The sequence below is a fragment of the Streptomyces sp. NPDC052109 genome, from assembly GCF_040680195.1.
GTDB lineage: Bacteria > Actinomycetota > Actinomycetes > Streptomycetales > Streptomycetaceae > Streptomyces.
Map to the genome: position 1 here is coordinate 292,280 of NZ_JBFAWF010000001.1, position 17,051 is coordinate 309,330.

A 17,051-nucleotide genomic window follows, 5' to 3' on the forward strand; every position below is an offset into this window, starting at 1 on the left:
GGGGCCGCAGCCGCGACGTCCCAGGTCTGCCCTTGCCCTGCCGGTGCGCTCGCCCGCGAGGACATGCCTACGGCCCGTCCCGGCGGCGTCGCGGGCCTGCGCGGCGCGCGATCCGCGTGCGTGGGGCCGGTGGACTGGGCCGGCCATGGCCGCGTCGATGTAACCGCGGCGCACGCCGACGAGGAGGCGTCCGGCCGCGCGGGCCGTACGGTGACCGACGGCGGGCCAGGCCGCGAACGCCGCCGCACCGCCGGTGCGGTGCTCGGCCGTGGCGAACCGCAGGCGCCGCTCCGCCCGGCGCGCGCCAGCCGGCAGGAGGCGAGGCCGCGGACTGCCGGGCGGAGGTGGCCCGAGGGGCGTCAGCAGGTTCAGGCACCCCGCTCCTGACGCCTCCCCTTCCGTTGTCGGACCCCGCCTGTACGGTCGGATCATGTCCAACCGCACGGGGAACCCCACGACCGAGCGCCGGCTCGCCGTGCTCGAAGGCGTGCTGGAGCGCATCACGTACGCCAACGAGGAGAACGGATACACCGTCGCCCGGGTCGACACCGGCAGAGGCGGCGGTGATCTGCTCACGGTCGTCGGCGCGCTCCTCGGCGCCCAGGTCGGGGAGTCGCTGCGCATGGAGGGGCGCTGGGGCTCGCATCCCCAGTACGGCAAGCAGTTCCATGTCGAGAACTACACGACCGTGCTGCCCGCCACCGTCCAGGGCATCCGGCGTTACCTCGGGTCCGGGCTGGTCAAGGGGATCGGGCCGGTCTTCGCCGACCGGATCACGCAGCACTTCGGGCTGGACACCCTCCGGATCATCGAGGAGGAGCCCAAGCGGCTCGTCGAGGTCCCGGGCCTCGGTCCCAAGCGGACCAAGAAGATCGCCGACGCCTGGGAGGAGCAGAAGGCGATCAAGGAGGTCATGCTCTTCCTGCAGACCGTCGAGGTGTCCACCTCGATCGCCGTGCGGATCTACAAGAAGTACGGGGACGCGTCGATCCAGGTCGTCAGGGAACAGCCGTACCGCCTCGCCGCCGACGTCTGGGGCATCGGCTTCCTCACCGCCGACAAGATCGCCCAGTCCGTCGGCATTCCGCACGACAGCCCGGAGCGGGTCAAGGCGGGGCTGCAATACGCCCTGTCCCAGTCCGCCGACCAGGGGCACTGCTTCCTCCCCGAGGAGCGGCTGATCTCCGACGCGGTGAAGCTGCTCGCCGTGGACACCGGCCTTGTCATCGAGTGCCTCGCCGAGCTGGCCGAACCGTCGGAGGACGGCGGCGACCCGGGTGTCGTACGGGAGAAGGTGCCCGGGCCGGACGGCGACGACGCCGAGCCCGTCACCGCCGTATACCTCGTCCCCTTCCACCGCGCCGAGCTGTCCCTCTCCTCCCAGCTGCTGCGTCTCCTCCGTACGGACCAGGACCGGATGCCGGCGTTCCACGGCGTCGACTGGGGCAAAGCCCTCGGCTGGCTGAAGGGCCGTACGGGCGCCGACCTCGCCCCGGAGCAGGAGGCAGCCGTAAGGCTCGCGCTCACCGAGAAGGTCGCGGTCCTCACCGGCGGCCCCGGCTGCGGCAAGTCCTTCACCGTCCGCTCGATCGTGGAGCTGGCCCGGGCCAAGCGTGCAAAGGTGCTGCTCGCGGCGCCCACCGGGCGTGCCGCCAAGCGCCTGTCCGAGCTGACCGGCGCCGAGGCCTCCACCGTCCACCGGCTGCTGGAGCTCAAGCCCGGTGGGGATGCCGCCTACGACCGGGACCGGCCGCTCGATGCCGACCTGGTCGTCGTGGACGAGGCCTCCATGCTCGACCTGCTGCTCGCCAACAAGCTCGTCAAAGCCGTAGCGCCCGGCGCCCATCTGCTCTTCGTCGGTGACGTCGACCAGCTGCCCAGCGTCGGGGCCGGGGAAGTGCTGCGCGATCTGCTCGCCGACGGCAGTCCCCTCCCCGCCGTCCGGCTCACCCGCGTCTTCCGGCAGGCCCAGCAGTCCGGCGTCGTCACCAACGCGCACCGGATCAACTCCGGGCAGCATCCGCTGACCGACGGGCTGAAGGACTTCTTCCTCTTCGTGGAGGACGACACCGAGGAGGCGGGGCGGCTCGCCGTGGACGTGGCCGCGCGGCGGATTCCGGCCAGGTTCGGGCTGGATCCGCGCCGGGATGTGCAGGTACTGGCGCCGATGCACCGGGGGCCGGCGGGCGCGGGTGCGCTCAATGGGCTGCTCCAGCAGGCCATCACGCCCGGGCGGCCCGATCTGCCGGAGAGGCGGTTCGGCGGCAGGGTCTTCCGCGTCGGCGACAAGGTCACCCAGATTCGCAACAATTACGAGAAAGGGAAGAACGGCGTCTTCAACGGCACCGTCGGCGTCGTCACCTCGCTCGATCCGGTCGACCAGCGCCTGACCGTGCTGACGGACGAGGACGAGGAGGTTCCGTACGAATTCGACGAAGTGGACGAACTGGCCCATGCGTACGCGGTGACCATCCATCGCTCGCAGGGGAGTGAATATCCCGCGGTGGTGATTCCCGTCACCACAGGAGCATGGATGATGCTCCAGCGGAACCTGCTGTACACGGCGGTCACCCGGGCCAAGCAGCTGGTCGTCCTCGTCGGTTCGCGCAAGGCGATCGGTCAGGCGGTGCGCACGGTGTCGGCGGGACGGCGCTGCACGGCCCTCGATTTCAGGCTCGCGTCATCGGGCGGGAAGCTGGACGTCACCGGCTCGGACGGGCGGCGGACAGGCATCACGAAAAATGATCGATCAAATGAGTCGTGAAGGTCACAGAGCACTTCCAGATGCCGTTCGGAGGGGGCAGGATAAGCAGATTGGCGGCACTGAGTGCCGCCGATAGGCCCAATGGTCGACCCCGAGTGCACTCTCCTGAGCCAAATGGGGGATGGTAGAGACAGTCAGGGCACCTCGAAGATGAGGCACTACGTCGGTGAGGGAAGACGTGAGCGACAACTCTGTAGTACTGCGGTACGGCGACGGCGAGTACACCTACCCGGTGGTCGACAGCACCGTCGGCGACAAGGGCTTCGACATCGGGAAGCTCCGCGCCCAGACCGGTCTGGTGACTCTGGACAGCGGGTACGGCAACACGGCCGCCTACAAATCCGCTGTCACCTACCTCGACGGTGAGGCGGGCATCCTCCGCTACCGCGGCTACCCCATCGAGCAGCTGGCCGAACGCTCCACCTTCCTCGAGGTGGCGTACCTGCTGATCAACGGCGAGCTGCCCACCGTCGACGAACTGACGAGGTTCAAGAACGACATCACGCGGCACACCCTGCTGCACGAGGACGTCAAGAACTTCTACAAGGGCTTCCCGCGCGACGCCCACCCGATGGCCATGCTGTCCTCGGTCGTCTCGGCGCTGTCCACCTTCTACCAGGACAGCCACAACCCGTTCGACGAGAAGCAGCGCGACCTCTCCACGATCCGCCTGCTCGCCAAGCTCCCGACGATCGCCGCGTACGCGTACAAGAAGTCGATCGGCCACCCGTTCGTCTACCCGCGCAACGACCTCGGCTACGTCGAGAACTTCCTGCGCATGACCTTCTCGGTCCCGGCGCAGGAGTACGACCTCGACCCGGTCGTCGTCGCCGCCCTGGACAAGCTGCTGATCCTGCACGCCGACCACGAGCAGAACTGCTCGACCTCCACGGTCCGCCTGGTCGGTTCCTCGCAGGCCAACATGTTCGCGTCGATCTCGGCCGGCATCAACGCGCTGTGGGGCCCGCTGCACGGCGGCGCCAACCAGTCCGTGCTGGAGATGCTCGAGGGCATCCGCGACTCCGGCTCCGACGTCGACACCTTCATCCGCAAGGTGAAGAACAAGGAGGACGGCGTCCGTCTGATGGGCTTCGGCCACCGGGTCTACAAGAACTTCGACCCGCGCGCCAAGATCATCAAGGCCGCCGCGCACGACGTGCTCTCCGCGCTGGGCAAGGAGGACGAGCTCCTCGACATCGCCCTGAAGCTGGAGGAGCACGCGCTCTCCGACGACTACTTCGTCGAGCGCAAGCTGTACCCGAACGTGGACTTCTACACCGGTCTGATCTACCGGGCCATGGGCTTCCCGACCGAGATGTTCACGGTCCTGTTCGCCCTCGGCCGCCTGCCGGGCTGGATCGCCCAGTGGACCGAGATGATCAAGGAGCCGGGTTCGCGCATCGGCCGCCCGCGCCAGATCTACACGGGCGTCGTCGAGCGTGACTTCGTGCCGGTCGAGGAGCGCTGACACCTGCCGGTGAGGGGTGCCATGCAGATGGCGCCCCTTGTGGCCTGCTTTCCGTCGGCTTCGGGCCGTGGGCCGGTCCCCTGGAGGGGATCGGCGGTGGCGCCTGTGGTGCGGTGAGCCCTCCGGGCGTCCGGGGGACTCCGCGGTGCGCACGGACTACCGTCGCCCCCCCGGCATCCCGTCGCCGTCCTCACGGACCCGTCGTGGAAACAAGTGAAAAGCAGAAGGCGCCCTGAGACGCCGGTCCCCCCACGGGCCGACGACCAGGGCGCCTTCCCATGTCCCGGTGCGGATTCCCCCCACGGGATCCGGCCGGGCGCTCGGAGAGGACAGCGCCTGAATCGCTGTCGTCGAGCAGAATGAGCAAAACTCGTCCTGCTCCGGTGATGCGGTGCGATCTGCCGGGACAACGCACGCTGGGAGGGCCGCTCAAAGCTTCCCGGTGTACGTGCCCCGGCAACGCATCTCTGAGGAAGTCCCCCAAGACATCCTCAGATGCCGGATGACGCCCCCCAAGACGCCGAACCGACATCGCCAACTTAGACCTTCGAACCCCTTCGATGGTTACGTTCGCATCACTGTGATCTGCGTCTCTTGCATATGTCCCTTAGGTGCGCAAGAGCCCCGATACGGCGATCGGGGCCCAAGCGTAAGGATGATGCGCGAGCCTTGTGAAGAGCTTATGTGAGGCTCGCGCCTGACTCTAGGGGGTCTCTTACTTCGGCCACGTCTAACCGCCGGTAACCTCGCGGGACTTCAGTGGAACCGGCGCAGCCGCAGGCTGTTGGTCACCACGAAGACCGAGGAGAAGGCCATCGCCGCCCCGGCGATCATCGGGTTCAGCAGCCCGGCCGCGGCCAGCGGCAGTGCGGCCACGTTGTAGCCGAAGGCCCACACCAGGTTGCCCCTGATGGTGGTCAGCGTCCGCCGGGACAGCCGGATGGCGTCGGCCGCGACCCGCAGATCACCGCGCACCAGCGTCAGATCGCCGGCCTCGATCGCCGCGTCCGCGCCGGTGCCCATGGCGAGCCCCAGGTCGGCGGCGGCGAGTGCGGCCGCGTCGTTGACGCCGTCGCCGACCATGGCCACGGTCCGCCCCTCGCGCTGCAGCCCCCGTACGACGTCCACCTTGGCCTCCGGCAGCACCTCGGCGAAGACGTCCCCGGCGTCGACGCCGACCGTGTGCGCGACCGCCTCGGCGACCGTCCGGTTGTCACCCGTGAGCAGCACCGGCCTGAGGCCCAGCGCGCGCAGCTCCCGTACCGCCTCCGCGCTGGTCCCCTTGATCGCGTCGGCGACGGCGAGGACCCCGCGGGCCCGCCCGTCCCAGCCCGCCACGACGGCCGTACGGCCCTCCTGCTCGGCTTCGTGTGCCGCCCGGGCCAACTCGTGCGGCACCTCGTCGTACAGGCGCCCCACGGCCACCTCGCGGCCTTCCACGCGCCCGCGTACGCCCCGCCCGGGGACGTTCTCGAAGTGCTCGACCGCGGGCAGTGAGCCGGCGCGTTCCTCGGCGCCGGCGGCGATCGCGCGGGCGACCGGGTGCTCGGAGGCGTGCTCCAGGGCGCCGGCGAGGCGCAGCAGCTCCTTCTCGTCCTCGCCGTCGGCGGCGTACACCGCCTGCAGGGTCATCCGGCCGGTGGTGACGGTGCCGGTCTTGTCGAGGACGACCGTGTCGACGCGGCGCGTGGACTCCAGCACCTCGGGGCCCTTGATGAGGATGCCGAGCTGGGCGCCGCGGCCGGTGCCGACCATCAGCGCGGTCGGTGTGGCGAGGCCCAGCGCGCAGGGGCAGGCGATGATCAGTACGGCGACGGCGGCCGTGAAGGCGGCGACGGGGTCCCCGGTGACGCCCAGCCAGACCCCGAAGGTGCCGAGCGCGATGAGGATGACCACGGGGACGAAGACGGCGGATATCCGGTCGGCGAGCCGCTGCACCTCGGCCTTGCCGTTCTGCGCGTCCTCCACGAGCCTCGCCATCCGGGCGAGCTGGGTGTCGGCGCCGACCCGGTCGGCCTCCACGACCAGCCGGCCGCCGGCGTTGACCGTGGCGCCGGTGACCCGGTCGCCGGGACCGACGTCCACCGGCGCCGACTCGCCGGTCAGCATGGACGCGTCCACCGCGGAGAGGCCCTCGACCACCGTGCCGTCGGTGGCGATCTTCTCGCCGGGGCGTACGACGAACCGGTCGCCGACGGTCAGGGAGGAGAGGGGGACGCGTACCTCGCGGCCGTCCCGCAGGAGCGCCACGTCCTTGGCGCCCAGCTCCATCAGCGCCTTCAGGGCGGCGCCCGCGCGGCGCTTGGAGCGGGCCTCCAGATAGCGGCCGAGCAGGATCAGCGCGACGACTCCGGCGGCGACCTCCAGGTAGATGGTGGAGGCGCCGTCCATGCGCGAGACGGTGAGGCGGAACTCGTCGCGCATGCCCGGCGTGCCCGCGTCCCCGAGGAACAGGGCCCACAGCGACCAGCCGAACGCGGCCAGCGTGCCGACCGAGACCAGGGTGTCCATGGTGGCGGCGCCGTGCCGGAGGTTGGTCCAGGCCGCCCGGTGGAAGGGCCACCCGCCCCAGACGACGACCGGCGCGGCGAGGGTGAGGGACAGCCACTGCCAGTTGTCGAACTGCAGCGCCGGGACCATCGCGAGCAGCACCACGGGTGCGGCGAGCAGCGCGGAGACGAGCAGCCGGTGGCGCAGGGCGCCGAGTCCGGGGTCCTGCCGGTCCTGCTCGGAGGTTTCGGGAGACGTGTCGGGATCGGGCTCCGGGGGCGCGGGCTCCTCGGCGGTGTAGCCGGTCTTCTCCACGGTGGCGATCAGGTCGGCCACCCGCACGCCCTCGCCGAAGGCGATCTTCGCCTTCTCGGTGGCGAAGTTGACGGTGGCGCTGACGCCCTCCATCCGGTTGAGCTTCTTCTCCACCCGGGCGGCGCAGGAGGCGCAGGTCATCCCGCCGATGAGCAGCTCGACCTCGGAGGTGGTCATCGCGGTCGCGTTCTCTGCGGTGGTGCTGGTCATGTCCGGACTCCAGACATCGGACCGGACCGCACGGATCCAGTATCAGCTGGTCGGCACGGTCGGGTCGGGGAACGGGGGTGGCGGGCGTTCAGGCCCGGCCGGCCAGCTCGAAGCCCGCCTCGTCCACGGCGGCGCGCACGGCCTCGTCGTCCAGCGGGACCTCGGAGACCACGGTGACCTCACCGGTGGAGGCCACGGCCTTCACCGAGCTGACGCCGGGGATCTGGGAGATCTCGCCGGAGACGGAGCCCTCACAGTGGCCACAGCTCATGCCGGTCACCTTGTAGACGGTGGTGACGGAGCCCGGGGTGTCGGTGTGCATGTCGTTACTCCTCGTCGGGGCATGTGGGGCCAGTGAGGCCCGCGAGGGGACCCCACCGTTGTCCACACTATACCCCTAGGGGGTACCGAGGCGCCTCACCAGGAGGTGCCCCGGCGCGCCAGTGACCGCACCCAGCCGACCCCGGCCAGGGCCACCAGGGCCGACCCGCCGACCGAGAACAGCGCGAAGAGGTGCTCCTGTTCGGCGCTCGGCCGCACGAGGTACCCCTGTGCGAACAGCTGCCCCCGCAGGCCGCCGCCGGTCAGCCGGGCGACCATCCAGAGCGCGATGCCGTGTGCGGAGTCCCACAGGGCGTGCAGCAGGGACACGCCCAGGCAGGTGCCGACGACCGGCGCGGCGATGCGGAAGTGCCCGCTCAGGCGCCGCCGGGACAGCAGCGCACCACCGGCGATCGCGGTCCACAGGCCGTGCCCGAAGGGGGCGAGCACCCCGCGCAGGACCTCCGTCTCCAGCAGGGAGCGCAGATCGACGCCCTCGGTGGAGAAGGCGGCGCCGAACGCGTAACCGGCGCTCTCCAGTGCCGCGCAGCCGAAGCCGACGGCCGCGCCGAGCACCAGTCCGGCGCGCAGTCCCCGGACGGCCGGCTGCCGGCGCAGCACGAACACCAGCGCGGCGAGCTTGGCCGCCTCCTCGATCAGCCCGACGCCGGCGAACATGCCGAGGGAGGGGCGCAGCAGGTACGCCTCCATCAGCGAGGCGCCGAGCACGCCGAGGGCCCCGCCGGCCAGGAAGCAGCCGAGGATCGCACTGACGCCCAGGTCACGGCCGTGGCGCTCGTATGCCCACAGTACGAAGACGACCGGCACGAGAAGGCTGCCGAGCAGGATCAGCGTCGGCAGCATTGCGCTGTTCCGCGTCTCGTACGTGACCCACGCGGTCAGCGCCCACAGGGCGAGCCCCCCGCCGAGGCAGCGCCGCCACAGTCCCGCGGCGATGCGGGGGTACGGCGGGGGCGGCTGCTGGGGGCCGGGGATGCGGGCCTTGGGTGCGCCGGGAGGCGGGGAGTGGCTCACGGGGGTCCCCTCGGACGGCTGCTGGTCGATTCATCCGCACTGTAGGCAGATGCACCGGGTGCCGCAGTCCGGGTGACCTGCTGGGGGCACATGGATCCGGGCCACTGGAGTCGCGGCCGGCGAGCTCGGCTCCACGGCTCCCCCCCAGGCCGGGTGATCACTTAACTCTCACCCGGGATCGAGTGGCCCTTGGCTCACCCGCCGCCGGACGGCTCCCCGGATCACCCGTGGTCGGGCCGGTCTCCCACCAGCGGGTCCAGGTAGCGGATCAGGACGTCCTTGATCTCCTGGACGTAGGCCGCACGCTCGGCGTCCTCGTGGGCGAGGACCAGTTCCAGGCCGGACTTGTAGATGCCGAGGCAGACGTGCGCCGTGCGGGTGACGTCGGCCGGGGAGGCGCCGGGCATGAGGGAGGCGAGCAGTTCCTCGATCCGGCCGGTCACGGTCGCGTGCAACTGGTCGTGCGCCTCGGCCATCCGTCCCGGGATGTCGGGGCCGTGCAGCAGCGCGAAGAAGACCGGGTGCTCGGTGTTGAAAGCGATGAACCGGTCGATGGCGGAGCCGATCGCCACCTCCAGCGGGGTGGCGGGGTCGACGGGGGCCAGCGCCTCGCCGTAGGTCTCCCGCATCTCGTGGACGAGCCGGTCGCCCAGGTCGATCGCGATCGCCTCCTTGTTCGGGAAGAACTGGTAGAGCGTGCCCGGCGAGACGCCGGCCTCGCGGGCGATCGCGTTCGTGCTGGCGGCGGTGTAGCCGGTGGTGCAGAAGACCCGGGCGGCCGCTTCGAGCAGCTGGGCGATGCGGCGCTCCCCGCGGGCCTGTCGGCGGCGCGGCTGCTCCTTCGCCTGCTCCTTCTCCGAGGTGTCGGACACGCGTTATCCCCAGCTCTCCAGAAGGTCATTGACAAACGCGAGCGGTCGCTCGCATTCTGGAGAAACGCGAGCGATCTCTCGTGTTTGCCAGTTTATGGCAACGACTCCTCCGTGCCGCCCGTCTGTGCGGGCACGGCTCGTGGTGAAGGGGACACCGCAGGATGACCGAAGTCAACACGCCGCTGTTGCCGGCGGGCCGGGCGCCGGAACAGGATCCGGAGCGCGGCCCGGAGCAGGAACCACGCCGACCCGGCCGTTGGACCCGCTTCGTCACCGCCCGCCCACGCCTGTCGCTCCTCGTGGCCCTCGTACTCACCGCGCTCGCCGTGCTGGCCGGCAGCGGCGTCGCGGACCGTCTCGGCAGCGGCGGCTGGGAGGATCCGGCCGCCGAGTCGACGTACGCGACCAAGGCCCTGGAGCACGAGTTCCCGGACTCCCAGCCGAACGTCCTGCTCCTGGTCGACTCGGGCGGCGCCTCGGTCGACGATCCGGCGGTCGCCGCCCGGGCCCGCGACCTGACCGCCCGGCTGGCGGGGGAGAAGGGCGTGACCGGTGTCGGTTCCTACTGGCAGAGCAGGTCACCGGCTCTGCGCGCCGAGGACGGCCACGAGGCCCTGATCGCCGCGCGCATCACCGGCGACGACAACACCATGGGCAGAACGCTCGACCGCATCGCCCCGCACTACCGCGGCGTGCAGGGTCCGGTGCGGGTCAGGATCGGCGGCATCGTCGCCGTCCGGCACGAGATGCAGACGATCATCAAGGAGGACCTGACCCGCGCCGAACTGATCGCCCTGCCGATCACGCTCGTGCTGCTGGTGACGGTCTTCGGCAGCGCCATCGCCGCCCTGCTGCCACTGGGCATCGGCATCGTCGCGATCCTCGGCACCAATGCCGTCCTGCGCGGCCTGACCGCGTTCACGGACGTCTCCGTCTTCGCGCTCAACCTCACCACGGCCCTCGGCCTCGGCCTGGCCATCGACTACGCCCTGTTCATCGTCCGCCGCTACCGCGAGGAGCTGTCCACGGGCGCCGTCCCGTCGGCGGCGGTCGGCGCGACCCTGCGCACGGCCGGGCGCACGGTGCTCTTCTCCGCCCTGACGGTGGCGGTGTCCCTGGCCGCCATGATGGTCTTCCCGCAGTACTTCCTGCGGTCCTTCGCCTACGCCGGCATAGCGGTCGTCCTGCTCGCCGCGGCCGCCGCCCTGATCCTGCTCCCGGCCGCGCTGGTCCTCCTCGGCCACCGGATCAACTCCCTTGATCTGCGCCGCCTGCTGCGCCGGCGCCGCGATCCCGAGCCCGCCGAGGGGACGGCCTGGACGCGGGCCGCCGGCCTCGTGATGCGCCGCGCCCCGCTCTTCGCGCTCGGCACCACCGTGCTGCTGGTCACTCTCGGACTGCCCTTCCTGGGCGTGAAGTTCGGCACCGCCGACGATCGCCAGCTCCCCTCGACCGCCGAGTCCCACGTGGTGCAGCAGCACATCCGCGAGGGCTTCCCGGGCAGCCCCGGCGGCGGTCTGGAGATCCTCGCCGAGGGCAGGGCCACCGACGCCCAGTACGCCGCCTACCGGCAGCGGCTGGCCGCCCTGCCCGAGGCGGTCCGTGCCGACGGACCGCTGGTCAAGGGCGACGCCGCCTACTTCACGGTGCAGCCCAAGGGGGAGGCCGTGGACGACGCCGCCCAGCGCCTGGTCGGTGAGGTGCGCGCGCTGCCCGCCCCCTTCGACACCAAGGTGACCGGCACGGCGGCCGTCCTCGTCGACACCAAGCACGCGATAGTCCAGCGACTGCCCTGGGCGGCCGCGTTCATCGCCGTCGTCACCCTCCTGCTGGTCTTCCTGCTCACCGGAAGCGTGCTGATCCCGGTGCAGGCCGTGGTGCTCAACGCGCTCAGTCTGACGGCGATGTTCGGCGCGGTCGTCTGGGTCTTCCAGGACGGCCATCTGTCCGGCCCGCTCGGCTTCACCAGCTCCGGCTCCATAGAGACCACCCTTCCGGTGCTGATGTTCTGTGTGGCCTTCGGGCTCTCCATGGACTACGGCGTGTTCCTCCTCTCCCGCATCAAGGAGGAGTACGACCGCACGGGCGACCACGACGCGGCGGTGCGCCGCGGACTCCAGCGCACCGGCGGGCTGATCACCGCGGCGGCGGTGATCCTCGCCGTGGTGATGGTCGCCATCGGCACTTCGCGGGTGACCAACACCAAGATGCTCGGCCTGGGCATCGCCCTGGCGGTCCTGATGGACGCGATGGTGGTCCGGAGCCTGCTGGTACCGGCGATCATGCGGCTCACGGGCAGGGCGACCTGGTGGGCACCGGCATGGCTGCGGCGCGTCCACCGACGGTTCGGACTCAGCGAAGGGCAGGCGCCGGTGCCCCGAAGGGACGCGGGGGACGGTGCAACCGGCTCCCACGAACCGGAACCGGCCACACGACCCGGCGGGCCCGGGACCCTCTAGTCTTCGCGGAGGTTTCCGAAAGGAGCGCGCATGCGAGCGGTCGTCTTCGAGCGGTACGGCGCCCCCGCAGAGGTTCGGGAGGTACCCGACCCCGGACCCGCGGAACACGGCGTGGTCGTCCGGGTCGAGGCCACCGGCCTCTGCCGCAGCGACTGGCACGGCTGGATGGGCCACGACCCCGACATCACGCTGCCGCACGTGCCCGGGCACGAACTCGCGGGTGTCGTGGAGTCGGTGGGTTCCCGGGTGTCCGGGTGGCGGCCCGGCGACCGGGTCACCGTGCCGTTCGTCTGCGCCTGCGGTACCTGCCCGGCGTGCGCGGCGGGCGACCAGCAGGTGTGCGAACGCCAGACCCAGCCGGGCTTCCACCACTGGGGCTCCTTCGCCGAGTACGTCGCGCTCGACCACGCCGACGTCAACCTGGTAGCGATCCCGGACGACATGGCGTACGCCACCGCCGCCGCACTCGGCTGCCGTTTCGCCACCGCGTTCCGTGCGGTGGTGCAGCAGGGCCGGGTTGCGGCGGGGGAGTGGGTCGCGGTACACGGTTGCGGCGGGGTCGGTCTGTCGGCGGTGATGATCGCGGCGGCCTGCGGAGCACGCGTGATCGCCGTCGACGTGTCGCCCCAGGCCCTCGACCTGGCGCGGAAGTTCGGCGCCGCCGAGTGCCTGGACGCGACCGGTGTGCCCGACCCGGCCACCGCCGTCCGCGAGCTGACCGAGGGGGGAGCCCATCTGTCCCTGGACGCCCTGGGCTCGCCGGGCACCTGCGCGGCGTCCGTGAACGGCCTGCGGCGCCGCGGCCGGCACGTCCAGGTGGGGCTGCTGCCCTCGGCCGACGGCACCACGCCCGTCCCGCTGGCCCGCGCCATCGCCCTGGAACTCGAACTCCTCGGGAGCCACGGCATGGCGGCCCACGCCTACCCGGGAATGCTCCGCCTGGTCCGCTCCGGAGTCCTGCGCCCCGACTTCCTGGTGACGTCCGCCATCACGCTCGACGCGACACCGGCGGCCCTCGCGGCGATGGGTACGGCGGCGGGCGCCGGGGTCACGGTCATCGAGCCGTGGAGCCGGGCGTGACCGCGTGCGGGCGCCGGTCACAGCCGTACCGGGCCGTCCCCGGTGGGACGCCCACTCCTGTTCCAGGATCGCCGGCACCACCCCGTCCGCCCATCGGCCGTCCCGCATCGCCGCTTCACGCCGTACGCCCTCCACAACGAAGCCGACCTTCTCGTACACCCGTGGGGCCCGCGTGTTGTCGCCGTACACCTCCAACTCGACACGGCGCAGTCCGAGTTGTTCGAGGCCATGACCGACGATCAGCCGGGTCGCCTCGCTGCCTGTGCCCCGGCCCCGGCCGCGCGGGCCCGGCAACGCGCGGAAGGTGCGGCTGCGGGCGTGCCGGTCGACGTCGTAGAGGACGACCTCGCCGAGCAGCCGGGGTGAGGTCGGTGCCCGGCCGGGGTCAGTCCGGTCGGCGCCCCCGGTTGCCGGGCCGGGAGGCGACCCAGGCGCGGACGGTGTCGGCGTACCAGTAGGGCTTGCCGCCCTCCACATGGTCGGGCGGGGGCAGCAGCCCGTGCTTGCGATAGGACCGTACGGTGTCCGGCTGCACCTTGATGTGCGCCGCGATCTCCTTGTAGGACCAGAGCCTTTGGTCGGTCATGAGTTGCACCTCCCTGCGCGCGCCACAGCGGCGACCGGGGGCGGTCGTCGGGGGAGCCGGGCGCTGCGCTGGCGATCACCGAGCCTGCGCCCGGTGAACGACGCACAGTGACCGGAGGACAGCGCCTGTCGACACCATGTGACGCACAACCCGCGTACTCGCGACATGTGTGACACAGAGGGGTCCTTTGTGACAGAACTGCCGCAAAGGCGTGCGCCGGGGCGGCAGCGGGGCGTGCTGCCGTCGCACCGCACCGGAGGCGGCGGGCCGGTCGGTCCCAGGCGGTGAAAGTCGAGGAGGGGCCGGGCCCGCTGCGTCGGACCCGGCCCGTCGGCTTCGCCACCCTCCGACGGTGGTTCGCCCAAGGGGGCTTCCCCCGGGGATCAGCCCCCTTGCCGCCGGAAGCCCCCGCTTCCCCCCGGGAGGCCGTCGGCCGGGCGAACGGCGTCCCCCGCCCTGCCCGCCGGCGCTCGCGCGCTCACGGACCCGGCACCCCGCCAGGCGCTCTCACACCCCACACGACCGGAGGAATGCCCGAGTGCGCCGCGCGATCCCCAGCGGAGCGTCCGGCTCGCACGGGTACATGTCCTGCTCCACGATCGCGAACAGCTCGACCCCCAACCGCTGTGCCGCATCCAGCACGGGACCCAACTCCGGTACTCCACGCGGAGGTTCGCACATCACACCCTGGGCCACCGCGGGTCCGAAGGGCGTCCCCTTGGCCCGCACGTCCGCCAGGACTCCCGGATCCACCTGCTTGAGGTGCAGGTACCCGATCCGCTCCCCGTACGTCTCGATCAGCTTGACGCTGTCCCCGCCGCAGTACGCGTAGTGCCCGGTGTCCAGGCACAGCGACACCAGGTCGGCGTCCGTGCCGTCGAGGAAACGGGTGACGTTCTCCTCGCTGTCGATGTGGGTGTCGGCATGCGGGTGGACGACGATCGTCAGGCCGTACCGCTCCCGCACCTCCCGCCCGAGCCGCTCGGTCAGCGAGGTGAGGTTCCGCCACTGTCCGACGGTCAGCGTGTCGGGCTCCAGCACCTCACCCGTCTTGTCGTCCCGCCAGAAGGACGGGATGACGACAAGGTGCCGGGCGCCCATCGCCTGGGTGAGGGCCGCGATGTCGGAGACGTGCGCCCAGGTCTCGTCCCACACGGCCTCGCCGTGGTGCAGGCCGGTGAAGACGGTGCCGGCCGACACCTTCAGGCCACGCCGGGCGGTCTCCTCGGCGAGCATCGTGGGATCGCTGGGCAGATAGCCGTAGGGACCCAGCTCGATCCATTCGTAGCCCGAGTCCGCCACCTCGTCGAGGAAGCGCCGCCAGGGCACCTGCCGGGGGTCGTCGGGGAACCAGACGCCCCAGGAGTCGGGCGCCGATCCGATCCGGATACGGGACAGTGAGGAGGACGGTGACCTTGACGTCATGGGCGCCAGAGTGCGGGCCCCGGAAACCGGTGTCAAGGGCTGGTCCGAATGTCTGGACAAAACGTTGACAGGATCCGCCGTGCGGGACTAGAAAGCCGGGGAGAGCCACGACGAAGGGAAGCCGATGGCCTACGACCTCATCACCATGGGGCGGATCGGAGTGGACCTGTACCCGCTGCAGACCGGTGTCCCGCTCGCCCAGGTGTCGTCCTTCGGCAAGTTCCTCGGCGGGTCGGCGACCAACGTCGCGGTCGCAGCGGCCCGGCTCGGCCGGCACACCGCCGTGATCACCCGCACGGGCGATGACCCGTTCGGCGCGTATCTGCACGAGGCGCTGCGCGGTTTCGGTGTCGACGACCGCTGGGTCACCCCGGTCCCCGGCCTGCCGACCCCGGTCACCTTCTGCGAGGTCTTCCCGCCGGACGACTTCCCCCTCTACTTCTACCGGCAGCCCAAGGCGCCCGACCTGGAGATCGACGCCCACGACCTGGACCTCGACGCCCTCCGTGAGGCCCGTATCTTCTGGGTCACCGGCACCGGCCTGAGCGAGGAGCCGAGCCGTACGGCTACCCTCGCGGCCCTCGCCCACCGGGCCAAGTCCGGCATCACCGTCTTCGACCTCGACTGGCGTCCGATGTTCTGGAAGGACCCCGGCACGGCCCGCCCCTTCTACGCCGAGGCCCTGCGGCACGCCACCGTCGCGGTCGGCAACCTGGACGAGGTCGAGGTCGCGACCGGTGTGCGCGAGCCGCATGCCGCCGCCCGCGCCCTGCTCGACGCCGGTGTCCAGATCGCCGTCGTCAAGCAGGGACCCAAAGGTGTCCTGGCGGTCAGCGCGCATGGCGAGTCCGCCGAGGTCCCGCCCCTGCCCGTCACCGTCCTCAACGGCCTCGGCGCCGGGGACGCCTTCGGCGGCTCCCTCTGCCACGGTCTGCTGGAAGGGTGGGACCTGGAGCGGATCATGCGGCACGCCAACGCGGCCGGCGCCATCGTCGCCTCCCGCCTGGAGTGCTCCTCCGCGATGCCCACCGCGGACGAGGTGGCCGCCGCGCTCGACGCCGGAGCGGTGCTGTGAGGGCCGGCCGGGTCGCGGGCACGCACGCCCATGGCGGCGACGGCGTCCGGCAGTCGCGCGTGGACGTCGCCGAACTCGTCCGCATCCGCACCCACCACCCCGAGGCGATCGCCGAGGCCGCCACCCGCCGCGCCCGCAGACCGCTCCTCAACGAGAACGGCAAGCTGATGATCGTCGCCGCCGACCACCCCGCCCGGGGTGCCCTCGGCGTCGGCGACCGCAAGTTCGCCATGGCCAACCGTGCCGGCCTGCTCGAACGCCTCTGCCTGGCGCTCAGCCGCCCCGGCGTCGACGGCGTCCTCGCCACCGCCGACATCCTGGACGACCTGCTCCTGCTCGGTGCCCTCGACCACAAGGTCGTCATGGGCTCGATGAACCGGGGCGGCCTGCAGGGCGCCAGCTTCGAGCTGGACGACCGGTTCACCGGTCACCGCCCCGAGGACATCCAGCGGCTCGGCTTCGACGCGGGCAAGCTGCTGCTGCGCATCGACTACGACGACCCCGGCTCCCTGACCACCCTGGAGTCCACCGCCCGCGCCATCGACGAGATGGCCGCGCGCCGGCTGCCGGTCTTCGTCGAACCGTTCCTCAGCCGCCGCACCCCCGACGGAAAGGTGCGCAACGACCTGTCCGCCGAGGCGGTCACCAGGTCCATCGCCATCGCCTCCGGCCTCGGCGGCTCCTCCGCCTACACCTGGCTCAAGGTACCCGTCACCGAGAACCCCGACGACATGGCCCGGGTCATGGAGACCTCCACCCTTCCGGCCGTGCTGCTCGGCGGCGACATCGGCGACGCACCCGAGGACCAGGTCGCCGCCTACGAGAAGTGGCGCGGCGCGCTCCAACTCCCCACCGTGCGCGGCCTGGTGGTCGGCCGCTCGCTGCTGTACCCGGCGGACGGCGATGTGGCCGCCGCCGTGGACACCGCCGTAGGACTGCTGTGAGGGCCGC

At 71.4% G+C, this 17,051-nt stretch carries 12 protein-coding genes and 1 pseudogene; 6 read left to right on the forward strand and 7 right to left on the reverse strand.

Annotated elements, in window-relative coordinates:
- Positions 1-430: 430 nt before the first annotated feature.
- Positions 431-2,764, forward strand: a complete 2,334-nt coding sequence (locus tag AB0L59_RS01340) for an ATP-dependent RecD-like DNA helicase (protein WP_365577976.1) — start codon at positions 431-433, stop codon at positions 2,762-2,764.
- 178 nt (positions 2,765-2,942) lie between these two features.
- Positions 2,943-4,232 (forward strand): citrate synthase, encoded by a 1,290-nt coding sequence (locus AB0L59_RS01345; protein WP_365577978.1) that lies wholly within the window; start codon positions 2,943-2,945, stop codon positions 4,230-4,232.
- A gap of 756 nt (positions 4,233-4,988) precedes the next feature.
- On the opposite strand, the gene AB0L59_RS01350 is transcribed toward AB0L59_RS01345, so the two are convergent.
- From AB0L59_RS01350 to AB0L59_RS01365, 4 genes are all read right to left on the reverse strand, one after another.
- The gene (locus AB0L59_RS01350; protein ID WP_365577980.1) at positions 4,989-7,247 is read right to left on the reverse strand and encodes a heavy metal translocating P-type ATPase; all 2,259 of its coding nucleotides are present in this window, start codon (positions 7,245-7,247) and stop codon (positions 4,989-4,991) included.
- 88 nt (positions 7,248-7,335) lie between these two features.
- Entirely contained in the window at positions 7,336-7,569 is a 234-nt protein-coding gene (locus AB0L59_RS01355; RefSeq protein WP_365577982.1) for a heavy-metal-associated domain-containing protein, read from the reverse strand.
- Positions 7,570-7,664: 95 nt separating this feature from the next.
- Positions 7,665-8,603, reverse strand: coding sequence for a PrsW family glutamic-type intramembrane protease (locus AB0L59_RS01360; RefSeq protein ID WP_365577984.1), 939 nt, complete (start codon positions 8,601-8,603; stop codon positions 7,665-7,667).
- Positions 8,604-8,824: 221 nt separating this feature from the next.
- The gene (locus AB0L59_RS01365) at positions 8,825-9,475 is read right to left on the reverse strand and encodes a TetR family transcriptional regulator (protein WP_365577986.1); all 651 of its coding nucleotides are present in this window, start codon (positions 9,473-9,475) and stop codon (positions 8,825-8,827) included.
- Between the two features lie 161 nt (positions 9,476-9,636).
- On the opposite strand from AB0L59_RS01365, the gene AB0L59_RS01370 reads away from it, so the two are divergent.
- Positions 9,637-11,934, forward strand: a complete 2,298-nt coding sequence (locus AB0L59_RS01370) for an MMPL family transporter (protein WP_365577988.1) — start codon at positions 9,637-9,639, stop codon at positions 11,932-11,934.
- Between the two features lie 30 nt (positions 11,935-11,964).
- Entirely contained in the window at positions 11,965-13,014 is a 1,050-nt protein-coding gene (locus AB0L59_RS01375; protein ID WP_365577990.1) for a zinc-dependent alcohol dehydrogenase family protein, read from the forward strand.
- 45 nt (positions 13,015-13,059) lie between these two features.
- Here AB0L59_RS01375 and AB0L59_RS01380 read toward each other — a convergent pair.
- From AB0L59_RS01380 to AB0L59_RS01390, 3 genes and pseudogenes are all read right to left on the reverse strand, one after another.
- A pseudogene (locus AB0L59_RS01380) lies at positions 13,060-13,371 on the reverse strand (GNAT family protein); the annotation flags it as partial.
- A gap of 28 nt (positions 13,372-13,399) precedes the next feature.
- Positions 13,400-13,600 (reverse strand): MerR family transcriptional regulator, encoded by a 201-nt coding sequence (locus AB0L59_RS01385; RefSeq protein WP_365577992.1) that lies wholly within the window; start codon positions 13,598-13,600, stop codon positions 13,400-13,402.
- A gap of 507 nt (positions 13,601-14,107) precedes the next feature.
- Positions 14,108-15,025: a sugar phosphate isomerase/epimerase gene (locus AB0L59_RS01390; RefSeq protein ID WP_365577994.1), complete on the reverse strand. Its 918-nt coding sequence runs from the start codon at positions 15,023-15,025 to the stop codon at positions 14,108-14,110.
- Positions 15,026-15,149: 124 nt separating this feature from the next.
- On the opposite strand from AB0L59_RS01390, the gene iolC reads away from it, so the two are divergent.
- On the forward strand, positions 15,150-16,100 hold the full coding sequence (gene iolC / locus AB0L59_RS01395) for a 5-dehydro-2-deoxygluconokinase (protein ID WP_365577996.1): 951 nt from the start codon (positions 15,150-15,152) through the stop codon (positions 16,098-16,100).
- Between the two features lie 59 nt (positions 16,101-16,159).
- Positions 16,160-17,044: a deoxyribose-phosphate aldolase gene (locus tag AB0L59_RS01400; protein ID WP_365579452.1), complete on the forward strand. Its 885-nt coding sequence runs from the start codon at positions 16,160-16,162 to the stop codon at positions 17,042-17,044.
- The last annotated feature ends 7 nt before the right edge of the window (positions 17,045-17,051 follow it).

Coding starts and splice junctions, on each gene's coding strand:
- AB0L59_RS01340 (WP_365577976.1), top strand. CDS start 431: ATGTCCAACCGCACGGGGAACCCCACGACCGAGCGCCGGCTCGCCGTG.
- AB0L59_RS01350 (WP_365577980.1), bottom strand. CDS start 7,247: ATGACCAGCACCACCGCAGAGAACGCGACCGCGATGACCACCTCCGAG.
- AB0L59_RS01355 (WP_365577982.1), bottom strand. CDS start 7,569: ATGCACACCGACACCCCGGGCTCCGTCACCACCGTCTACAAGGTGACC.
- AB0L59_RS01370 (WP_365577988.1), top strand. CDS start 9,637: ATGACCGAAGTCAACACGCCGCTGTTGCCGGCGGGCCGGGCGCCGGAA.
- AB0L59_RS01375 (WP_365577990.1), top strand. CDS start 11,965: ATGCGAGCGGTCGTCTTCGAGCGGTACGGCGCCCCCGCAGAGGTTCGG.
- AB0L59_RS01385 (WP_365577992.1), bottom strand. CDS start 13,600: ATGACCGACCAAAGGCTCTGGTCCTACAAGGAGATCGCGGCGCACATC.
- AB0L59_RS01390 (WP_365577994.1), bottom strand. CDS start 15,025: ATGACGTCAAGGTCACCGTCCTCCTCACTGTCCCGTATCCGGATCGGA.
- iolC (WP_365577996.1), top strand. CDS start 15,150: ATGGCCTACGACCTCATCACCATGGGGCGGATCGGAGTGGACCTGTAC.